16 protein-coding genes are annotated in these 17101 nt (G+C 58.3%); 3 read left to right on the top strand and 13 right to left on the bottom strand.

What is annotated here, in order from left to right; genetic code table 11:
• The first annotated feature begins 128 nt into the window (after nt 1-128).
• Entirely contained in the window at nt 129-1664 is a 1536-nt protein-coding gene (locus EXR70_07585; protein ID MSP38336.1) for a hypothetical protein, read from the top strand.
• 25 nt (nt 1665-1689) lie between these two features.
• On the opposite strand, the gene phnC is transcribed toward EXR70_07585, so the two are convergent.
• Complete coding sequence (phnC, locus tag EXR70_07580) at nt 1690-2460, bottom strand: phosphonate ABC transporter ATP-binding protein (protein ID MSP38335.1); 771 nt, start codon at nt 2458-2460, stop codon at nt 1690-1692.
• 2 nt (nt 2461-2462) lie between these two features.
• Nucleotides 2463-3530, bottom strand: a complete 1068-nt coding sequence (locus tag EXR70_07575; protein ID MSP38334.1) for a phosphate/phosphite/phosphonate ABC transporter substrate-binding protein — start codon at nt 3528-3530, stop codon at nt 2463-2465.
• On the opposite strand from EXR70_07575, the gene EXR70_07570 reads away from it, so the two are divergent.
• Nucleotides 3455-4303: a hypothetical protein gene (locus EXR70_07570; protein MSP38333.1), complete on the top strand. Its 849-nt coding sequence runs from the start codon at nt 3455-3457 to the stop codon at nt 4301-4303. The two genes, EXR70_07575 and EXR70_07570, sit on opposite strands and share 76 nt — an antisense overlap.
• On the opposite strand, the gene EXR70_07565 is transcribed toward EXR70_07570, so the two are convergent.
• From EXR70_07565 to EXR70_07515, 11 genes are all read right to left on the bottom strand, one after another.
• Entirely contained in the window at nt 4290-5105 is an 816-nt protein-coding gene (locus EXR70_07565) for a tetratricopeptide repeat protein (GenBank protein MSP38332.1), read from the bottom strand. The genes EXR70_07570 and EXR70_07565 overlap by 14 nt on opposite strands.
• Nucleotides 5106-5107: 2 nt before the next feature.
• A complete protein-coding gene (locus tag EXR70_07560; protein MSP38331.1) occupies nt 5108-5479 on the bottom strand; it encodes an acyl-CoA thioesterase in 372 nt (123 codons plus the stop codon).
• Between the two features lie 146 nt (nt 5480-5625).
• A complete protein-coding gene (locus tag EXR70_07555; protein MSP38330.1) occupies nt 5626-6546 on the bottom strand; it encodes a branched-chain amino acid transaminase in 921 nt (306 codons plus the stop codon).
• Between the two features lie 135 nt (nt 6547-6681).
• Nucleotides 6682-6951 carry an HU family DNA-binding protein gene (locus tag EXR70_07550; GenBank protein MSP38329.1) on the bottom strand — a complete coding sequence of 90 codons (270 nt, stop codon included), beginning with the start codon at nt 6949-6951 and terminating at the stop codon, nt 6682-6684.
• A 116-nt stretch (nt 6952-7067) separates the two neighbouring features.
• Nucleotides 7068-8000, bottom strand: a complete 933-nt coding sequence (locus EXR70_07545) for a Ppx/GppA family phosphatase (protein ID MSP38328.1) — start codon at nt 7998-8000, stop codon at nt 7068-7070.
• The gene (locus EXR70_07540) at nt 7997-9364 is read right to left on the bottom strand and encodes a methylenetetrahydrofolate--tRNA-(uracil(54)-C(5))-methyltransferase (FADH(2)-oxidizing) TrmFO (GenBank protein ID MSP38327.1); all 1368 of its coding nucleotides are present in this window, start codon (nt 9362-9364) and stop codon (nt 7997-7999) included. The genes EXR70_07545 and EXR70_07540 overlap by 4 nt, the downstream gene beginning before the upstream one ends.
• A gap of 148 nt (nt 9365-9512) precedes the next feature.
• Complete coding sequence (gene topA / locus EXR70_07535; GenBank protein MSP38326.1) at nt 9513-11843, bottom strand: type I DNA topoisomerase; 2331 nt, start codon at nt 11841-11843, stop codon at nt 9513-9515.
• A 36-nt stretch (nt 11844-11879) separates the two neighbouring features.
• On the bottom strand, nt 11880-13040 hold the full coding sequence (gene dprA / locus EXR70_07530; GenBank protein MSP38325.1) for a DNA-protecting protein DprA: 1161 nt from the start codon (nt 13038-13040) through the stop codon (nt 11880-11882).
• 114 nt (nt 13041-13154) lie between these two features.
• A complete protein-coding gene (locus EXR70_07525; protein ID MSP38324.1) occupies nt 13155-13631 on the bottom strand; it encodes a methylated-DNA--[protein]-cysteine S-methyltransferase in 477 nt (158 codons plus the stop codon).
• A complete protein-coding gene (locus tag EXR70_07520) occupies nt 13628-15064 on the bottom strand; it encodes a ribosome biogenesis GTPase Der (protein MSP38323.1) in 1437 nt (478 codons plus the stop codon). Before EXR70_07520 ends, EXR70_07525 begins: the two co-directional genes overlap by 4 nt.
• Complete coding sequence (locus EXR70_07515; protein ID MSP38322.1) at nt 15061-15984, bottom strand: GTPase Era; 924 nt, start codon at nt 15982-15984, stop codon at nt 15061-15063. Before EXR70_07515 ends, EXR70_07520 begins: the two co-directional genes overlap by 4 nt.
• Nucleotides 15985-16067: 83 nt before the next feature.
• Here EXR70_07515 and EXR70_07510 point away from each other — a divergent pair, with 83 nt between their 5' ends.
• Nucleotides 16068-16649, top strand: a complete 582-nt coding sequence (locus EXR70_07510) for a hypothetical protein (protein MSP38321.1) — start codon at nt 16068-16070, stop codon at nt 16647-16649.
• Nucleotides 16650-17101: the final 452 nt, after the last annotated feature.

The raw sequence follows: 17101 nt of genomic DNA, 5'->3' as shown, positions 1-17101 counted from the left end.
ACGCACACACTTGGCCTATATCGAACCAACTCCAACAAGGTGGGGTTCCGCTATGGCCAGGTTTCTAACTTACGACCTCAACCCAACGCACTACCCTGACATAATCGCGTTGCTGTTAACATGACATATTGACGTTGCCACGACAGCGCTCGGCGACCATTCGCGCGATCCGCGACAGCGAACTCGCCATGCTCTCTCGCGATGCGTTTGAGCGCGCGATCAAATCCGATCCCACGCTGATCCGCCAGCTCGCCGTGCAGCTGGCGGCACGCCAACGCCAAGGCGCCCACGGCACAGCGCCGAGCAACGTACGAACCGTCGCCGTGCTGCCGCTTGACCGCAGCCAAGAAGCCGTCACCTTCGCGGATTTGCTCGAGCAGGGGTTGGCGCGGCTGGGGCCGACGTTGCGCTTCGATGAAGAAACCGTCGCGCGCCTGAACGGGATCGAAGCGGGCGCGCAAGAACTAGCGAAAAAGTTGGACGCATTGGAAATCGGCCAGCATGCCGTCGTCTACCAAGCCGCCGCCGAACTCACGCCGTGGACCCAGCGCTGCGTGCGCCAAGCCGATCTCATTTTGCTCGTCGCCCGCGCCGAAGCGATCCCGCCTCATGCGGCGATCGCGCGATTGCAAGACTATTTCGCTTCCTGCGCGATCACCGCGCGCATCGAGCTCGTGCTGCTCCATGCGCGCGAGTTCGATACCGGTTTGCCGATGGCGCCATGGTTGGCCGCATTGCGTACCGCCGCGCACCATCACCTCGTGCCGTATGTCGCCGAAGATGTCGCGCGGCTGGTGCGGCTCATCACCGGCAACGGTATCGGCTTGGTGCTAAGCGGCGGCGGTGCCCGCGGCTTTGCCCACATCGGCATCATCCGCGCCTTGCACGAGCGCAATATTCCCATCGACTACATCGGCGGCACCAGCATGGGCGCGGTGATCGCCGCCCAGCACGCGCTCGGTTGGGATTGGCAAACCATGGCGCGCGTCAATCGAGAAGAGTGGCCGCGCTGCGAACCGCAGAAAAATTATACCCTGCCGCTGGTGGCATTGAACTCTGCCCGGCGCATGGATCAAATGCTCGCAAGAATGTTTGGCGAAGTTGCGATCGAGAATCTGCGTACGAAATATTTCTGCGTATCGACCAATCTCACCACCGCCGCGGCGAAAATCCATCGTGAAGGAACGTTGTGGAAGGCAGTGCGCGCCAGCACCTCGATCCCCGGCATCGGCCCGCCGGCCATCGACAACGGCGAGATCTTGGTCGACGGCGGCCTAGTCGATAACTTACCAGTCGAGACAATGAAGAAACTTTGCCAAGGCAAAGTCTACGCCGTCGATGTCAGCGAACAAGTCGAGTTCAAGAGCAAGCTCACAGAAAGCTACACCGTCTCTGGCTGGAAACTACTGTGGCAGCAACTCAATCCTTTCACCGAAAAACCGGATATCCCGAATATTTTAAACACCCTCTACCGCACCACCACCGTCGGCGGCATCTGCGCCAGCGAGAACGCCAAAGCTCAAGCCGACCTATACTTCGAACCGCCGGTCAGTGAGTTCGGTGTTTTCGAATGGAAGAGCGTCGAGAAAATTATCGAGGTCGGTTATCGCTACGCGATCGAGAAGCTGGACGAAAAAGCAAAAGGCGAGTCTCTAAACATGTAGGGCTTCATCCCCCGCGTGGGGCCCGCTACTCGTTCTGCCCATAAACCGAGTCCACGACAACCTTAGAAAGTTCCTGAATCGGTCCGTCGAAGAAAATCTGCCCGGCTTTGAGCCCGATCACGCGGTCGGCATACTCGCGGGTAAGCTCAAGAGTGTGCAGGCTCACCAGCGCGGTGATGCCGTCTTCACGGCACACCCGTTTGAGAATATCCAAGACGACGCGCGAAAGTTTCGGGTCGAGGCTGGAGACCGGCTCGTCGGCGAGGATGATCGCCGGCTGCTGCATTAGCGTGCGCGCGATGGCGACGCGCTGCTGCTCGCCGCCGGAGAGTTCATCGGCGCGTTTGTAAGCGTGTTCGAGCAAGCCGACGCGCTTGAGGTTTGTCAGAGCGCGGCGCTGTTCGTCCTGGGAAAAAATCCGCAGCGTGCTCTTCACCGTCGGCTGGTAGCCCAGCCCGCCGGACAAAACGTTTTCGATCACCGATAATCTTTTGGCGATGTTGAACTGCTGAAAGATCATGCCGATCTTGCGCCGCACATGGCGCAGGTCGCGGGAGTTGAGTTTGAGAATGTCGATGGCGCCGCTGGCCGCGCCGTTGGCGAGCGCCGCCGGCACGAGAATTTTTCCCGAGGTGGCGTCGACCAAGCGGTTGATGCAGCGCAACAGCGTCGACTTGCCGGAACCGGACAGGCCGATGATGCCGACGAACTCGCCTTGCGCGACCTTGAAACTAATACCGCGCAGCACCGGCACGGCGACACTGAAGGATTGCTGCAAGTCGATGATTTCGAGGATCGTCACGGTTTCTTTTTCTGCAGCGCGTCTTTGAGCTGAATGCCGGCGCCGACGAAGGCCTCGCGCACCATATCGTAGTCTTTATCGGTGGCCGGCACGAAGCCGTCGATCTGGTACAGATCGCGTAACATCTTTTTCCCCGCGGGATCTTTGCTCAGTTGAAGAAAAACCTCCACGATTTTTTTTGCCACTCGCTCATCCAAGGCGTTGCTGATCACCAGATTGTCGGCGGGAATCGGCTCCGAGAAGGCGATGGCGCGGATTTTTTTGATCTCTTCCGGGGTTTTCAGATAGCGCATCCACGCCGTGTCCTGGCTGTCCGGCGAGTTGGCGTAGGTGGCGCCGGCGTCGACCTTGCCATTTAATACCGACAACACCGTGGCGTCGTGGCCGCCGGAGTAGAGAATCTGTTTGAAGTCGCGCACCGGATCGATGCCGACCTCTTTGAACATTTTACGCGGAAAGACATGACCGGTGGTCGACAGCGAATCGCCGAAGGCAAACGTCTTGCCGCGCAAGTCTTCGAGCTTGGTGATGCCGCTGTCGGCGCGCACGATAATCGCCGCGTAGTAAAATGGAATGCCCTTGCGCTCCGACTTGAGCACGACTTTGATATTCGCTTCGCTCTTGGCGAGCACGTAAGACGCCGGCGCCAAAAACGCCACGTCGAGTTTGTTAACCCGCAGCGCTTCGACGATGCCGGTGTAGTCGGTGGCGACAAAAGGTTGGATCTCCATGCCCAATTCTTTGCGCAGGATCTCCACCAGCGGTTGGGCGTTTTGCATTACCTGCTGGGCGTCTTCAGCGGGCACGAAACCGACGCGCAGCGTTTTCACCGCCTTGGGCGCGTCGCCGCAAGCTAACAAGACGCACGAGAGCCATAAAGATAGACAAGCCCGAAGTAAATTTTTTTTCATACACTCAAGTGATACTGAAAGGCGCCCATGGGTGCAAACGTTTTGGCTTTGCCGGCCGGCGGTGGTAGTAAAGATTGATGGGATTGCAACGATTCGTCGCCCCGCTGTTGCTGATCGTTCTGAGCGGCTGCGCCACGGTGACAACCATGCCATTGAACGGCCTGCCGGCGCTGGCGCCGAACAGCACGGCCCGTTTCTTGTTTCCCAGCGCCGGCGGCAGCGCCGAAGGATTTCTCGTGCGACCGCGCGGCGACGGCGTTTATCCTTTAATGGTGTTGTTGCATGGCCACAGCTTCGTCGGCATCGGCGCGCGCCGGGTGTTGCCCGCCGCCGAAGCCTTCGCTAGCGAAGTTTGCTACGCTGGTCTGGCAGTCTCCTTGCCCGGCTACGGCGATACCAGCATCAGCGCCGGCCCGGTGGATGAAGTCACCCGCCGCGTCGTGCTTGACGCCATCGCGGCTGCGAAAAACATGACCTGGATCGACAGCAAGAAAATTTATCTTTACGGTTTTTCCCGCGGCGCCGTGGTCGCCGCGGCGATGATCGGCCAGATTGCCGGCATCAAAGGCGCGTTGCTGCACTCGGGCGCCTACGATTTGCCACAGCTCTATCATGACACCTCGAGCTTCTGGCTAAGACGATTGCTCAATCCGCAAGACGCCGCCGATCCCAAACTGCGAAATCTATTGACCGACGCGGCGACCTGGCAATCCTCGACGCTGATTCTTCATGGCGAACAGGACACGCTGATCCCGGTGTCCCAAGCCACGGGCCTACGCGATCAATTGCAAAGTTTAGGCAAACCACACCGCTTGGTGCTGTTTCCCGACCGCGGCCATCGCCTGCCGCTGGCCGAAGTCAAAGACAGCGCGCTGCAATTCCTCAAGGACAACGGCGGCTCGGCCTGCGCGCTCAGCGCTCCTTGATCTCGTCTAAGAACTCTTCCGCTTCACGCTTGTGCTTGGCGTCTTCGAAATATTGATTGGCAATTTCCGGGATAGATTTGAGCAGCGCGCGCGCCGCCGGCCATTCTTTTTTCGCCGCGTGACTGCGCGCGAGATCCAAACGTGAAGCGACATAAGTGGGATTGAGCGCCACGGCTTTTTTTAAGTACTCGATGGATTTGTCCAAACTCCCTTGAGGCACGCTCTTGCCAAAAAATAGTGACGCGAACATGCGGCTGGCGCCGCCGATCTCGGCAACTTTGCGATGCCACACGCCGTAGAGATGACAGGCCGCGCCATTCTTGGGATCGAGAGCCAAGGACTTCTCCACGGCGTCGCGAATCTCCGCCGCCAACTCGACTTGCTTGGCCACCGGCGCCATCTCCGCGACGCTGCCCACCGAAGCGGCGACCCAAAAATAACTCCAGCTAGAGTTCGGATCGAGCTTCAGCGCTTTACGCGCGTACTCTTCCGCCGTGCGGTATTCTTTGAGCCTGCGTTCTTTCCAGTTGCCGCCGCTCTCGGCGATCATGTCGCCGATGTCGATATGAGCGCGCGCCAGTTTGATGAGAGCTTCGAAGTTGCGGCCGTCGGCTTGAAGAATTTTTTGTAAATCGGCGGCGGCCTCTTTGGGCTTGAATTGAAAATACAGTCGCTCGGCATTTTTGTGCAGCTGCGCAATGTCAGCCAGTGTCGCCGATTCGTCGGCGGCGCGCGTCGGGACAACAGCAAGACTCAGCCACGCCACGATAAAAGTAATCAGACGAAGGGATCGGTGCAGCATTGCTATTTCAAAGTAATCGGTTTACCGGCTTCATCAACGGCGACGTAAATAACTTCCGCTTCGGTGACTTTCACCCGATGGCGCGGCTCCTTGCCGCGCTCGGCCTCGACGCTGACCTTGACCGTCACCGAAGTCGCCCCCTCGCGCAGCACCTTAGTGTAAAAACTCACCACGTCACCAAGATAGACCGGCGCGATGAATTCCACCTCGCGCATCGCCCGGGTGACGAAATTGCGCGCCGCGCAGCGCGACGCCGCGATGCCGCCGGCCAAGTCGATGTGGCTCAAGATCACGCCGCCAAAGATCGTGCCGCGCGCGTTGGTATCGCGCGGCAGCATGGTGACGCGCAGCGTCGGATCGAGGGTTTCAGTCATGGAGTTGTTAGGATATTTCTCGCGCAAAAAACGCAAAGGTCGCGAAGTAGGATTTTACTATTTTCCTTGGCGTCCTTTGCGAGCTTAGCGCGAGATATTCCGAGATCCAATCGCAGCTGTGGTGGGTCAAGCTAAACGCAGCGCGATCACAGCAGCGACAGCCACTTGGAGTACTTCTCCCCGGCTTTGCCTTTGATCACTTCGAAGAAAGTACTTTGCACGTCCTCGGTGATCGGACCGCGCCGGCCGGCGCCGATCTGGCGGTCGTCGACTTCGCGGATCGGCGTCAGCTCCGCCGCCGTGCCGGTGAGGAAAGCTTCATCGGCGATGTAAAGTTCGTCGCGAGTGAAACGCTCCTCGATCACTTCATAGCCTTTGTCCCGCGCCAAGGTGATGATCGAGTCACGGGTGATGCCGGGCAGGATCGAGGTCAGCGGCGTGGTTTTGATCTTGCCGCCGCGCACGATGAAAATATTTTCGCCGCTCGCTTCCGAAACATAGCCTTCGGTGTCGAGCATGATCGCTTCGTCGTAGCCGGCTTTTTTCACTTCCGCTTTGGCGAGCACCGAATTGACATAGTTCGCCGAGGTCTTGCTCTTGGTCATGGTCGCGTTGACGTGATGGCGCGTGAAGGATGACACCTTGGCGCGAATGCCATTTTTTATCCCGTCGTCGCCGAGATAGGCGCCCCAAGGCCACACGGCGATGCACACGTTGACCGGGTTTTGCGGCGCGTAAACGCCGAGCTCGCCGAGACCGAGAAAAGCCAGAGGACGAATGTAACAAGCCTTGAGCTTGTTGGCGCGAATGACGTCCTTAGTCGCGCCGCACAATTGCTCCACTGAATAGGGCAGAGGAAAGCCGAGAATCTTACCCGAATCGGCCAGACGCCGCATATGCTCTTCGAGACGAAACACCGCCGAGCGGCCGTCAGCCAATTCATAGCAGCGAATGCCTTCGAAATACGCCGTGCCGTAATGGAGCGCGTGGGACAGCACATGGATCTTGGCGTCCTCCCAGGCCACGAGTTCGCCGTCGAGCCAAATTTTTTCAGTTTTGATGGACATAGGTTTTCTTTCCGCGCAGCCGCTAACGATTTTCAAGTTTCGACTATTTTACGTGCCTAGGTCCGCGGCATCAAGTAGGGCAATAAAAAGGCCACCCGGTCGCCCGCGGTGGCCTGATACGAGAATTGTCGATGGTTATAACTCTCGCTTCAGATCCGCCGCCGGTTTGAAACCGACGGTGCGGCTCGCTTTGATCATGATCACGTCGCCGGTCTGGGGATTTCTCCCCTTGCGCGCCTTGCGCGAGCGCAACGTGAAGGTGCCGAAGCCGGGAACTTGAAAACGTTTGCTCTTCTTGATCGCCTTGACGATGCCTTCGAAGGTCGCATCCACCGCTTCGCCCGCCGTCCGTTTGTTCAACTGCGCCGCCTTCGCCACCGCTTCGATAAGATCTGCTTTCGTCATGTGCTACGCGCCTCCCTCGGTATTTCACATCCAACTCGCGGTGAAATTTTATTGCCGCATGTTGTCTTAACGTAAGGCGCGATCATTCCGAATTCTCAAGAAAATGTCAACTGGATTTACAGACTTTGCGCGCGCTCGTGTAACAAACCATAGCGCACGCCTTGATCGCTGACGACAACACTGTCGCTACCCAACAAAATTAAGATCCGTTCGATCAAACAAGCGCCAGCGAGAATCACGTCGGCGCGCTTGGCTTCGAGGCCGACGATGCGCTGACGTTCGGCGAGCGTGCACTCACTAAACAAACCTATCTGCCGCCGCACTTCCGCCAGGCTCAATCGACAGCCGTGAACTTCGGCATGGACGTAGCGCGCCATTTGTTTTTCCACCGAAGAGAGCGTCGTAAACGTGCCGGCGATGCCGACGAGAGTCGGCGGCGTTTGCCAATTCCCGTAGCGCGCCAGTAGCGGCATCAATTGTCGATCGATGGCGCGGTTCATCGAAACGATTTCATCGGCGCCCACCGGATCGGTATGGAGAAACCGTTCGGTGAGCCGCACCGAGCCGATATCGACGCTCTCGGCCAATGTCACGCCGGCGCTGTTGCCCAAAATAAATTCCGTGCTGCCGCCGCCGATGTCGATGACCAAAAGCTCGCCGATCAAAGACAATCCGCGCTCCACCGCCAGAAAAGAGTAAGCTGCCTCTTCATCCCCCGAGATCACGCGAATCTCGAAGCCGAGCCGCGCGCGCAAGCGCTCACGCACCTCGGCGCTATTGCGCGCATCGCGTAGCGCGCTGGTGCCGACGGCGACGATCTCGTCGACGCCGAGGTTTTGACAATGGTCACGGTAGCGTTCGAGAGTTTCCAGACAGCGCTGCTCGCCGGCGGCGCTGATCGCACCGCTTTGATCGACGCCGCGCCCCAAGCCGGCGACTTCGGCCAAATCGTCGAGCACGCGAAAGCGGCCGGTGTCGCGCAAGTCGGCGATCAAACAGAGCACGGCGTTGGTGCCGATATCGATGAACGCGCTCCGGCGTGGACTCATGGCAAAGCGATAGTTTCTAAAGTTGGCGGACCATCGGCGGTAACAACCTTGACACCGCAGTGAGTTTCATCCAGCCACGCCGCCATATCGGCCAAGGCGCGGCGCGCCATCATTTCCTTTTTTGCCCGGCCGCGGAAGCGCGCCGCCAGCGGTGGAATCAAGCCGAAGTTGACGTTCATGGGTTGAAAACGTTTGCGCTCGGGATCGGCGATATAACGCAAGAGCGCGCCCAGCGCGGTGGTTTCCGGCGGAATCACCAACGGCTTAGCCTGCAACAAATTGGCCGCGTTGATACCAGCCAGCAATCCGCTGGCCGCCGATTCTATGTAACCTTCGACTCCGGTCATTTGCCCGGCGAAAAAGAGCGTCTCCCGGCTGCGCCATTGCAAAGTCGGCAACAAATGTTGCGGCGCGTTGATGAAAGTATTGCGATGCAAGCTGCCGAGCCGCACGAACTCGGCGTTGGCCAATCCGGGAATCAGCCCGAACACTTTGCGCTGTTCGCCGTAAGTCATCTTAGTTTGAAAACCGACCAAATTATAAAGCGATCCTTCCCGATTTTCTTGACGCAACTGCACCACGGCATAGGGCCGCCGGCCGGTGCGCGGATCGATCAACCCCACCGCGCGCATCGGCCCGAACGCCAGGGTTTCTTTGCCGCGGTCGGCCATCTCTTCGATGGGCATGCAGCCTTCGAAGGGCACGAAGCGCTCGAAGCTGTGCGTCGCCACTCGCTCGGCGGCGACCAAGGCGGCGATGAAGCGATAGTATTCCTCCTGCGACAACGGCAGGTTGATATAGTCGTCGCCGCCCTTGCCGTAGCGCGCGGCGCGATAGGCCACGCTCATGTCGATGGACTCCGCCGTGACGATGGGCGAGATCGCGTCGTAAAAATACAGATGCTCTTCGCCCAACTTGGCGGTCAGGTCTTTGGACAACGCCGGCGATGTGAGCGGCCCCGTGGCGAGAATGACCACGCCGTCAGTAGGAATCGTTTCAACTTCTTGGCGAATGATTTTGACATTGGGCAAAGCTTCGACGGCCTCGGTGACGCCGCGCGCGAAGCCCTCGCGATCGACCGCCAACGCCGAACCGGCCGGCACCCGATGGATTTCGGCGACTCGAATGATCAGCGAGTCGAGCTGGCGCATTTCCGCCTTAAGCAAACCGGCGGGCGCCGACAGCGAATCGGAACGGAGAGAATTACTACACACCACCTCGGCCAGATATGCCGTGGCGTGGGCCTCGGTCTTGCGCACCGGCCGCATTTCGAATAGCTCGACGGCGACGCCGCGCCGCGCCAACTGCCACGCCGCTTCGCTGCCGGCCAGGCCGCCGCCGATGATCCGTACAATGGGCTGCATGGATTTAATATTTCTTAAAAGATCACCGTGAAAAAATGGTTTCACCACGAAGGCACGAAGAGCACGAAGTTCGAAAACATATTTTCCTAAACCTTCGTGTCCTTCGTGCCTTCGTGGTGAAAATTATCCTTCGCCTATTTTGTTGCGGCTATTGCTCAACGACTTGGATCGAGTAGCCGCACTCTTTTTTGTAACAACGGTGCGTGCGGCCGGTTCGCTTGAGAATTTTTTCGACCAATATCGGACTGTCGCAGTCAGGACAGGGCGTCGGCAACGGCTTGTCCCAAGAAGCGAACTTGCAAGCGGGATATTTATCGCAGCCGTAAAACATTTTGCCCCAGCGCGATTTGCGTTCCTTGATGTCGCCTTCTTTACACTCGGGACACTTGATGCCCAGGTCCACCGGCTTTTGCAGCGGCTGAATGTTTTTGCATTCGGGATAGCCGCTGCAGCCGAGAAACTTGCCGAACTTGCCGAAGCGTAACAGCATCGGCCGGCCGCATTTCTCGCAGGCCTCGTCGACCACTTCCTCGACGGCGATTTCGATCTCGCCGGTGTCGCTGCGTTTGAAGTTTTTCGTGCTTTTGCACTCGGGATATTGAGGGCAGGCGAGAAACTCACCGTTGCGCCCCCACTTTATCACCATCTTGTTGCCGCACTTTTCACAGTCGATGTCGGTGGGCACCTCTTGGCGCTTGACGTCGCGCATCTCCTTGGCGGCCTTCTTGAGATCGCGCTCGAAGGGCGTGTAGAAGCGCTTCATCGTCTTGGTCCACTTCTCTTTGCCTTCTTCGATTTTATCGAGCTGGTCTTCCATGCCGGCGGTGAACTCGACGTTGAGAATGTCGGGAAAACTTTCTACTAATAAATCGGTCACCAAAAAACCCAAGTCCGTCGGCACCAATTGGCGGCTTTCGTTCTGCGCCACATACTCGCGGTCGAGAATGTTGGAAATGATCGCCGCATAAGTCGACGGCCGGCCGATGCCCTTCTCGTCTAATTCTTTAATCAGCGAAGCCTGGGTGAAACGGGGCGGCGGTTGGGTGAAATGCTGGCGTGGGTCCATGGCCAAAAGTTTTAACGCATCGCCCTTTTGTAAATTCGGTAGCACGCCTTCTTGTTCTTGAGCGTCGTCGGCCTCTTCCTCAGATTCTTCGTTGTTTTCGCCGTTGGCTTGCGGCGCGCGCTCGTCGCGCCCTTCGATGTAGAGCTTCATGAAGCCGTCGAACTTGACCTGCTGGCCGTTGGCGCGAAACAGTGCTTCGCCGACGGGAATCTCGAAAGCGGTCTGATCGTACACCGCCGGCACCATTTGACTGGCGACGAAACGATCCCAGATCAGCGAATAGAGTTGAAACATGTCGCGGCGCAGAAAACGGCGCACGCGCTCGGGCGTGTACTCGACCGAAGTCGGGCGGATCGCCTCATGGGCGTCCTGGGCGCTTTTCTTGGAACGAAAGACATTCGGCTTATCCGGCAGATAATTTTTGCCATACTGGCTGTTGATATGTTCGCGCACGGCGCTCAGGGCGTTGGCCGAAATGCGAATCGAGTCGGTACGCATGTAAGTGATCAAGCCCACCGAGCCTTCGCTGCCAAGCTCGACGCCTTCATAGAGCTGCTGCGCCAACTGCATGGTGCGCTTGGGTTGAAAGCCCAATTTGCGCGCCGCCTCTTGTTGCAACTTGCTGGTGACGAAAGGCGGCGTCGGATAACGGCGCCGTTCTTTTTTCTCGACCGCGCCGATCACCCACGGCGCGCTTGCCAGCGCCTTGACGATCTGCTGAACGCCGGTTTCATTTTCCAAGCGAAATTTTTTATTGTCGACCTTCTGACCTTTCCACTGCACCAACTTGGCTTTAAAGGATGGCGGCAAGCGCCCTTCCAAAGACGCAGTCAGCGACCAATACTCCACCGGCACGAAGGCGCGCACCTCTTTTTCCCGGTCGCACACCACGCGCACCGCCACCGACTGCACCCGCCCGGCGCTTAAGCCGCGCCGCACCTTGGTCCAGAGGATCGGACTGATTTTGTAGCCGACCAAGCGATCGAGCACCCGGCGCGCCACCTGGGCATCGAACTTGTCGCGGTCCAGTGCTTGGGGATGGGCGATCGCTTCAAGCACCGCTTTTTTAGTGATCTCGTTGAACAGCACGCGGCGCACGCTCTTATGATTTTTGACGACGTGATCGGCGATATGCCAGGCGATCGCTTCGCCCTCGCGATCCGGGTCGGAGGCCAGATAGATATGCTCTTTGCCCTTGGCCGCCTTCTTCAAATCGTCGATGACTTTTTTCTTATTGAGGATGACGGTGAAATCCGGCGCGAAGTTCTTCTTCACATCGACGCCCAACTTGCTCTTGGGCAAATCGACCACATGGCCCACCGACGCTCTGACTTGATAATCGCGGCCTAGATATTTTTCCAAGGTCTTCGCCTTGGCGGGTGACTCGACGATGACTAAATTCCTTGCTGCCATAATTTCAATTCATTCCTGTAGCCTTCAGAAGTAGTTTTAGTTGGCTCGTTCCGCGACATATTTTTGTCCCGGCAACTGCCGGACGTAACCTTGCAGCTCGAGCTCGAGTAGTATTTGTAATACTTGCGCTACTGCGAGGCCGCTCTTTTCAATCACTTGGTCGACTTGCAGCTGGCCGTCTTGCAGTAAAGCGAAAATTTTCCGCGCCTCGGCGCCGGTGTTTTGCGGCAGCGCCAACGGCGCGGCATGCCGAGCGCCGCTGGCCGGCAACAATTGCGGTGCGATCTCTTCGAGAATATCGTCGACGTTTTCCACCAGCTTGGCGCCCTGGCGAATCAGCCGATGGGCGCCGCGGCTGCGGCTCGATCCCACTTCACCGGGCAGGGCGAAAACTTCTCGCCCCTGTTCCACCGCCATGGAGGCGGTGATCAGCGACCCGCTTTTCTCCGTCGCTTCGACGACCACTACACCCAGCGACAAACCACTGATCAGCCGGTTGCGCGCCGGAAAATTGAACGCCAGCGGCTTGGTGCCGAGCGGCAACTCGGAAATCACCGCGCCGCCATCGCTGATACGTTGATACAGTTTGTCATGCTCCGGCGGATAGGCGCGCTCGACGCCGGAACCTAAAACCGCGATGGTGCGGCCACCATTATTCAAAGTCGTTTCATGGGCCGTGCCGTCGATGCCGCGCGCCATGCCGCTGACCACGGTGAATCCTACTTTCGCCAAGCCGCGCGCTAAATCCCGCGTCACGCGCCGGCCATAATCGCTGGCGCTGCGCGAACCGACGATGGCCACCGCTTTGTCGTCGGCCGCGGTCAGTTCACCTTTGAGGTAAAGCAGCGGCGGCGGATCGGCGATGGCGCGCAAGCGCGCCGGATATTTTTCGTCGTTGAAGCCGACCAACGTGACGCCCGCGGCACGCACCCGCGCGAGCTCGTCATCGACTTCGGCCCATTCATTGAAACGGAGAATGCCGTCAACCGCATCGGCGCGCAAATCCTCGACCTGTTCGAGCTCCAGCCGCGACGCGGAAAATATCTTTATCGGCTCGGCGAAATGTGCCAGCAGTCTTTTGCAGCCGACGCAGCCCAAACCTTTGACCCGGCGCAAGGCGAGCCAAGGCGCATGCCGGTCACGAGCCGGCGCTGCCGCGGAAGTACCTCGAGCTGAAGTCGAAGCTGCCTCATTCATAGTCGTCAAACTCGGCCGCGCGCGACAATCGTCAACGCCGGCCCAAGTCAAGTTCGAAATGATAAGGTAAAATTTTAGCGAAGGCCAGCAGAGAAATTCAACGGGGCCTCAAACTCAGACGCCGCAGTTTAACGAAGCTTCTGTTTTTGCAAATCTTTTTTCCAATTCCAACAATCTTTTTTTCCACCCCGAACCGAGCACGAACCGGCCGATGGCGCCGTCGCGGCGCACCACCCGATGGCAAGGGATGAGGATCGGCACGGGATTGCGCGCCAAGGCGTTGCCCACCGCGCGGGCCGCTTTTGGCTTGCCCAATCGCTCGGCTAACCATTTGTAACTGCGCACTTGGCCGTAGGGGATTTTCGCCGCGGCGCTCAGCACTTTCTGGGTAAACGGCGTCAATTCGCTAAGATCGCAAGGGACGGAAAACGCTTGGCGCCGACCGGCGAAATAGTCGCGCAACTCTTTGACGGCGCGCCGGCGCGCTTCATTATAATGTTGAGAGAGCGCTGAACGAGATCTGGAGCCGCTGTCGAGCGCCAACTTTGTCACGCCACGCGGGTTGGCGGCGATTCGCCATTGGGTTTTCATGAGCGTTTCTTTTTGCCCGGCTCCGATTCGCGGCGCGCGCGCAAAAACATTTTGATCGGCGCGAAATCCAAGCCGAGAGCTTCGCGCAGGTGGCTGACTAAATAACGTTGATAGCTTTCCGGCACCGCGTTCGGCAAATTGACAAAGAAGGTAAACGTCGGCGGCCGCGTGCCGGTCTGAGTGCCGTAGTAAAATTTCACCGGCCGGCCGTGGAACAGCGGCACCGGATGACTCTTGACGACCCGTTGCAGCGATTGGTTGAGCTGCGAAGTGGTAACCTTGCGCCGGTAGGCTTTCACGACTCGCGCCGCGCTTTCGAGCATCTTGCGCACGCCGAAACCGGTGGCAGCGGAAATAAACGCGATCGGCACGAATTCTAAAAACGCCAGCCGATATTTGATTTCCTCGCGATACTTGTCGACGCTGCTATTTTCTTTTTCGATCGCGTCCCACTTGTTGACCACCAGCAGCAACGCCTTGTTGCGCTGCGCCGCGTAACTCAAGATCTGCGCGTCTTGATCGGTGACGTTCTCGATGCCGTCGATGACGTGCAGCACCAGATCGCCGCGCTCCACGGCATTCAACGAGCGGCTGACACTAAAGCGTTCGACCCGATCGTCGATGCGTGATTTGCGCCGGATGCCGGCGGTGTCGACCAACACGCAGGGCTCGCCGAGTAAATCGAAAGGCGTGTCCAAAGAATCCCGCGTCGTCCCCGGCGTCGAATCGACCACCGAACGTTCGAAACCGAGCAAACGATTGATCAGAGTCGACTTGCCGACGTTGGGCCGGCCGACAATCGCGACCCGCAGAGTTTCATCGGCTTTCGGCCGATCATTTTTTTTCGCCGGCTCTTCTGGCTCGAGTTCTTCAACAACCGCCGGCCGCTCGGCAAACTGGCTCGCCACCGCATCGAACAGCTCGCCGATGCCGAGCCCATGCTCGGCGGAAATCGAATAAAGCGGCTCGATGCCGAGGGAAAAAAAATCGTATAAATTGTCGCCGCGCTGGCGCGAGTCGAGCTTGTTGACCGCGAATAGCACCGGCTTGTTGGCCCGGCGCAAGAGATCCACCGCTTCGCGATCGAGCGGATTGAGCCCGGTCTTACCGTCGAAGAGAAAAACCACCACGTCCGCTTCGGCCACCGCCAAGCGGCTCTGGGCCTGGACGTTCTCTTCCAACTGTCCTTCGGTGGCCGACTCGATGCCGCCGGTGTCGACCAGTAAATATTTTCGTCCGTCCCATTCGGCTTCGGCGTAGTTGCGGTCGCGGGTCACGCCCGGCAAATCGTCGACGATCGCTCGGCGTTCGCCGACCAGGCGATTGAACAAAGTCGACTTGCCGACGTTGGGCCGGCCGACGATCGCCACCACCGGCAGCTTGTCCGGCCGGTTGCGCATGAACGGCGAGGGCGCCAGCGCCGGCTGAGTCATATACCCATCTCGCTCAGTAAATTTGGATTCTGCGTCCAGTCGGGATCGACGCGGATGAACAGTTCGAGAAAAACCCGGCAGCCGAAGATTTTTTCCAATTCCTCGCGCGCCTGCTGGCCGATGTCTTTGAGCATGGCGCCGCGTTTGCCGATGAGAATGCCTTTATGCGAATCGCGCTCGGTGTGAATCGTCGCGCCGATGACGATCAAACCTTTTTCTTCTTTCTCGGTGAACTCGTCGATGGTCACGGCGACGCCGTAAGGAATTTCTTGGCGGGTTAAATTGAAAACTTTTTCCCGGACGATTTCCGAGGCGAGAAAGCGCTCGCTCTGGTCGGTGTATTCGCCCTGGGTGAAAAACTTCTCGCCTTCGGCGAGCCATTTTTCGACGATCTCTAAAACCAACGGCACACCGTCGCCCGTGAGCGCGCTGATCGGGACAATATCTTTGCCGGGAAGTAACTGCGACAATCGGTCCATCAGCGGCAGTAACTTGCCTTTCGACACGAGATCGAGCTTGTTGATCAGAATCAGCACCGGTGTCTCGACGCCGCGCAGGGTCTCGGCGATGCGTTCTTCTTCCTGCTTGATTTTATCGTGGGCGTCGAGCAGCCAGAGCACGCCGTCGACTTCGTCGAGAGTCTGCAGCGCGGTGTCGACCAAGCGCCGGTTGATCATCGAATGGCCCTGATGAATACCCGGCGTGTCGAGAAACACAATCTGCGACGTCTCCGTCGTGCGGATGCCGGTGATGCGGTTGCGCGTGGTCTGCGGCCGGGGCGAAACTATCGCTACTTTTTCGCCGAGAATTTTATTGAGCAACGTCGACTTGCCGACGTTGGGCCGGCCAACGATGGCGATGTAGCCCGAACGAAACGGCGCCGCGCTTTTTTCCTTGTGATCGGTTTCTGCCTCTGCCATAAATCCTACTTGAAGTGACGGCCATTATGACACTCTCGACGATTGGATCAAGGTAGCCGCAATTCGCGGCAAATTAGCGTTAAATGCAGCTTAAATTCACCCCGCTGATGAAACAGCGCCTGAACCGCCGCGCCGCTGAAATGATCGAGCAGACGCTGCGCTATTTTCCCGAATTGAAAGATCAGACGATCACGATCGGCTACACGCGCAAGCATTTGGGCAGCGCCACGGTGGTCTATCGCAAGGGAATTATTTCGCGGCTGATCATCCGCTTCAAAGTGTGCAAGCTCACCTATCAAACCATCGGCCATGAGCTGACCCATTTGATCCAAGGCTTAGGCCGCGGCAATCTCACCGCGCCGCGCGATGCCGATCCGGATAGAATTCCCAGCGGCGAAACCCAATGCGACATCTGGACCCTCGCCCGCGACCCGCTGTTCCTCGACGATCCGCCGACCTATATAAAAATGCCGCGCATGATGCGCGAACGCTGGCCGGATTACGCTGAGTCAGTGCGCGACCTGTGCATCGCCGCCATCGATAAACGCCACACCCAGCGCCAATACATCCGCTGGCTAGAGCAGGAAATACGTGAATTGGCGAAAGCGCCTAAGCGCGAGAAAACAACCGGCCCAGCGCAACTATTTCTACCGTTCATAATCTGACGCAATCCGACGTAGCGGGCGTGAACCCCTCGATACGCGACCGACGACGGCCGCTACTCGGGGAGTCGGTTTGGACTTTCCGATTCCTCGAGTAGTCCGCAGGGCGTAGCGAGAGGCTTTCGAAAATACCTGACACCATAGCGCCGCCAAAAAAGCCGGCGGCGGTCGACCGCGACTTGGTGTGTGGATTGGATTTTCCGATTCCCCGAGTAGCCCGTACGGGCGTAGCGAGGGGCCTCCGACAACGCCAGATGCGAGCGGAGTCCGATGGACTTTTTGTAGGGTCGCGATTTATCGCGCCCGGACCGGACGGGCGCAATCCATTACGCCCTAACGCACACCGTCATTCCGATCACAGGAGTACGGACATTCCTGTCCGCGTCTATTCATTCGCGGATTAGAAAAACCGCGCTCCGATAGAATGGATCGCGATAGATTTAAACGAAGCGAAG

Source organism: Deltaproteobacteria bacterium, from assembly GCA_009692615.1.
Lineage (GTDB): Bacteria > Desulfobacterota > Binatia > UBA9968 > UBA9968 > DP-20.
The sequence above is the reverse complement of the archived record's forward strand: the minus strand, read 5'-3'. Positions and strand labels throughout refer to the sequence as shown.

What these genes read in the sequence shown, in the direction of transcription:
- EXR70_07550 (MSP38329.1), bottom strand. Translation starts at nt 6,951, where the DNA reads ATGACGAAAGCAGATCTTATCGAAGCGGTGGCGAAGGCGGCGCAGTTG.
- dprA (MSP38325.1), bottom strand. Translation starts at nt 13,040, where the DNA reads ATGAATGAGGCAGCTTCGACTTCAGCTCGAGGTACTTCCGCGGCAGCG.
- EXR70_07540 (MSP38327.1), bottom strand. Translation starts at nt 9,364, where the DNA reads ATGCAGCCCATTGTACGGATCATCGGCGGCGGCCTGGCCGGCAGCGAA.
- EXR70_07525 (MSP38324.1), bottom strand. Translation starts at nt 13,631, where the DNA reads ATGAAAACCCAATGGCGAATCGCCGCCAACCCGCGTGGCGTGACAAAG.
- EXR70_07565 (MSP38332.1), bottom strand. Translation starts at nt 5,105, where the DNA reads ATGCTGCACCGATCCCTTCGTCTGATTACTTTTATCGTGGCGTGGCTG.
- EXR70_07560 (MSP38331.1), bottom strand. Translation starts at nt 5,479, where the DNA reads ATGACTGAAACCCTCGATCCGACGCTGCGCGTCACCATGCTGCCGCGC.
- EXR70_07520 (MSP38323.1), bottom strand. Translation starts at nt 15,064, where the DNA reads ATGACTCAGCCGGCGCTGGCGCCCTCGCCGTTCATGCGCAACCGGCCG.
- topA (MSP38326.1), bottom strand. Translation starts at nt 11,843, where the DNA reads ATGGCAGCAAGGAATTTAGTCATCGTCGAGTCACCCGCCAAGGCGAAG.
- EXR70_07515 (MSP38322.1), bottom strand. Translation starts at nt 15,984, where the DNA reads ATGGCAGAGGCAGAAACCGATCACAAGGAAAAAAGCGCGGCGCCGTTT.
- EXR70_07555 (MSP38330.1), bottom strand. Translation starts at nt 6,546, where the DNA reads ATGTCCATCAAAACTGAAAAAATTTGGCTCGACGGCGAACTCGTGGCC.
- EXR70_07510 (MSP38321.1), top strand. Translation starts at nt 16,068, where the DNA reads ATGCAGCTTAAATTCACCCCGCTGATGAAACAGCGCCTGAACCGCCGC.
- EXR70_07570 (MSP38333.1), top strand. Translation starts at nt 3,455, where the DNA reads ATGGGATTGCAACGATTCGTCGCCCCGCTGTTGCTGATCGTTCTGAGC.
- EXR70_07545 (MSP38328.1), bottom strand. Translation starts at nt 8,000, where the DNA reads ATGAGTCCACGCCGGAGCGCGTTCATCGATATCGGCACCAACGCCGTG.
- EXR70_07575 (MSP38334.1), bottom strand. Translation starts at nt 3,530, where the DNA reads ATGGCATGGTTGTCACCGTGGCGCAGCCGCTCAGAACGATCAGCAACA.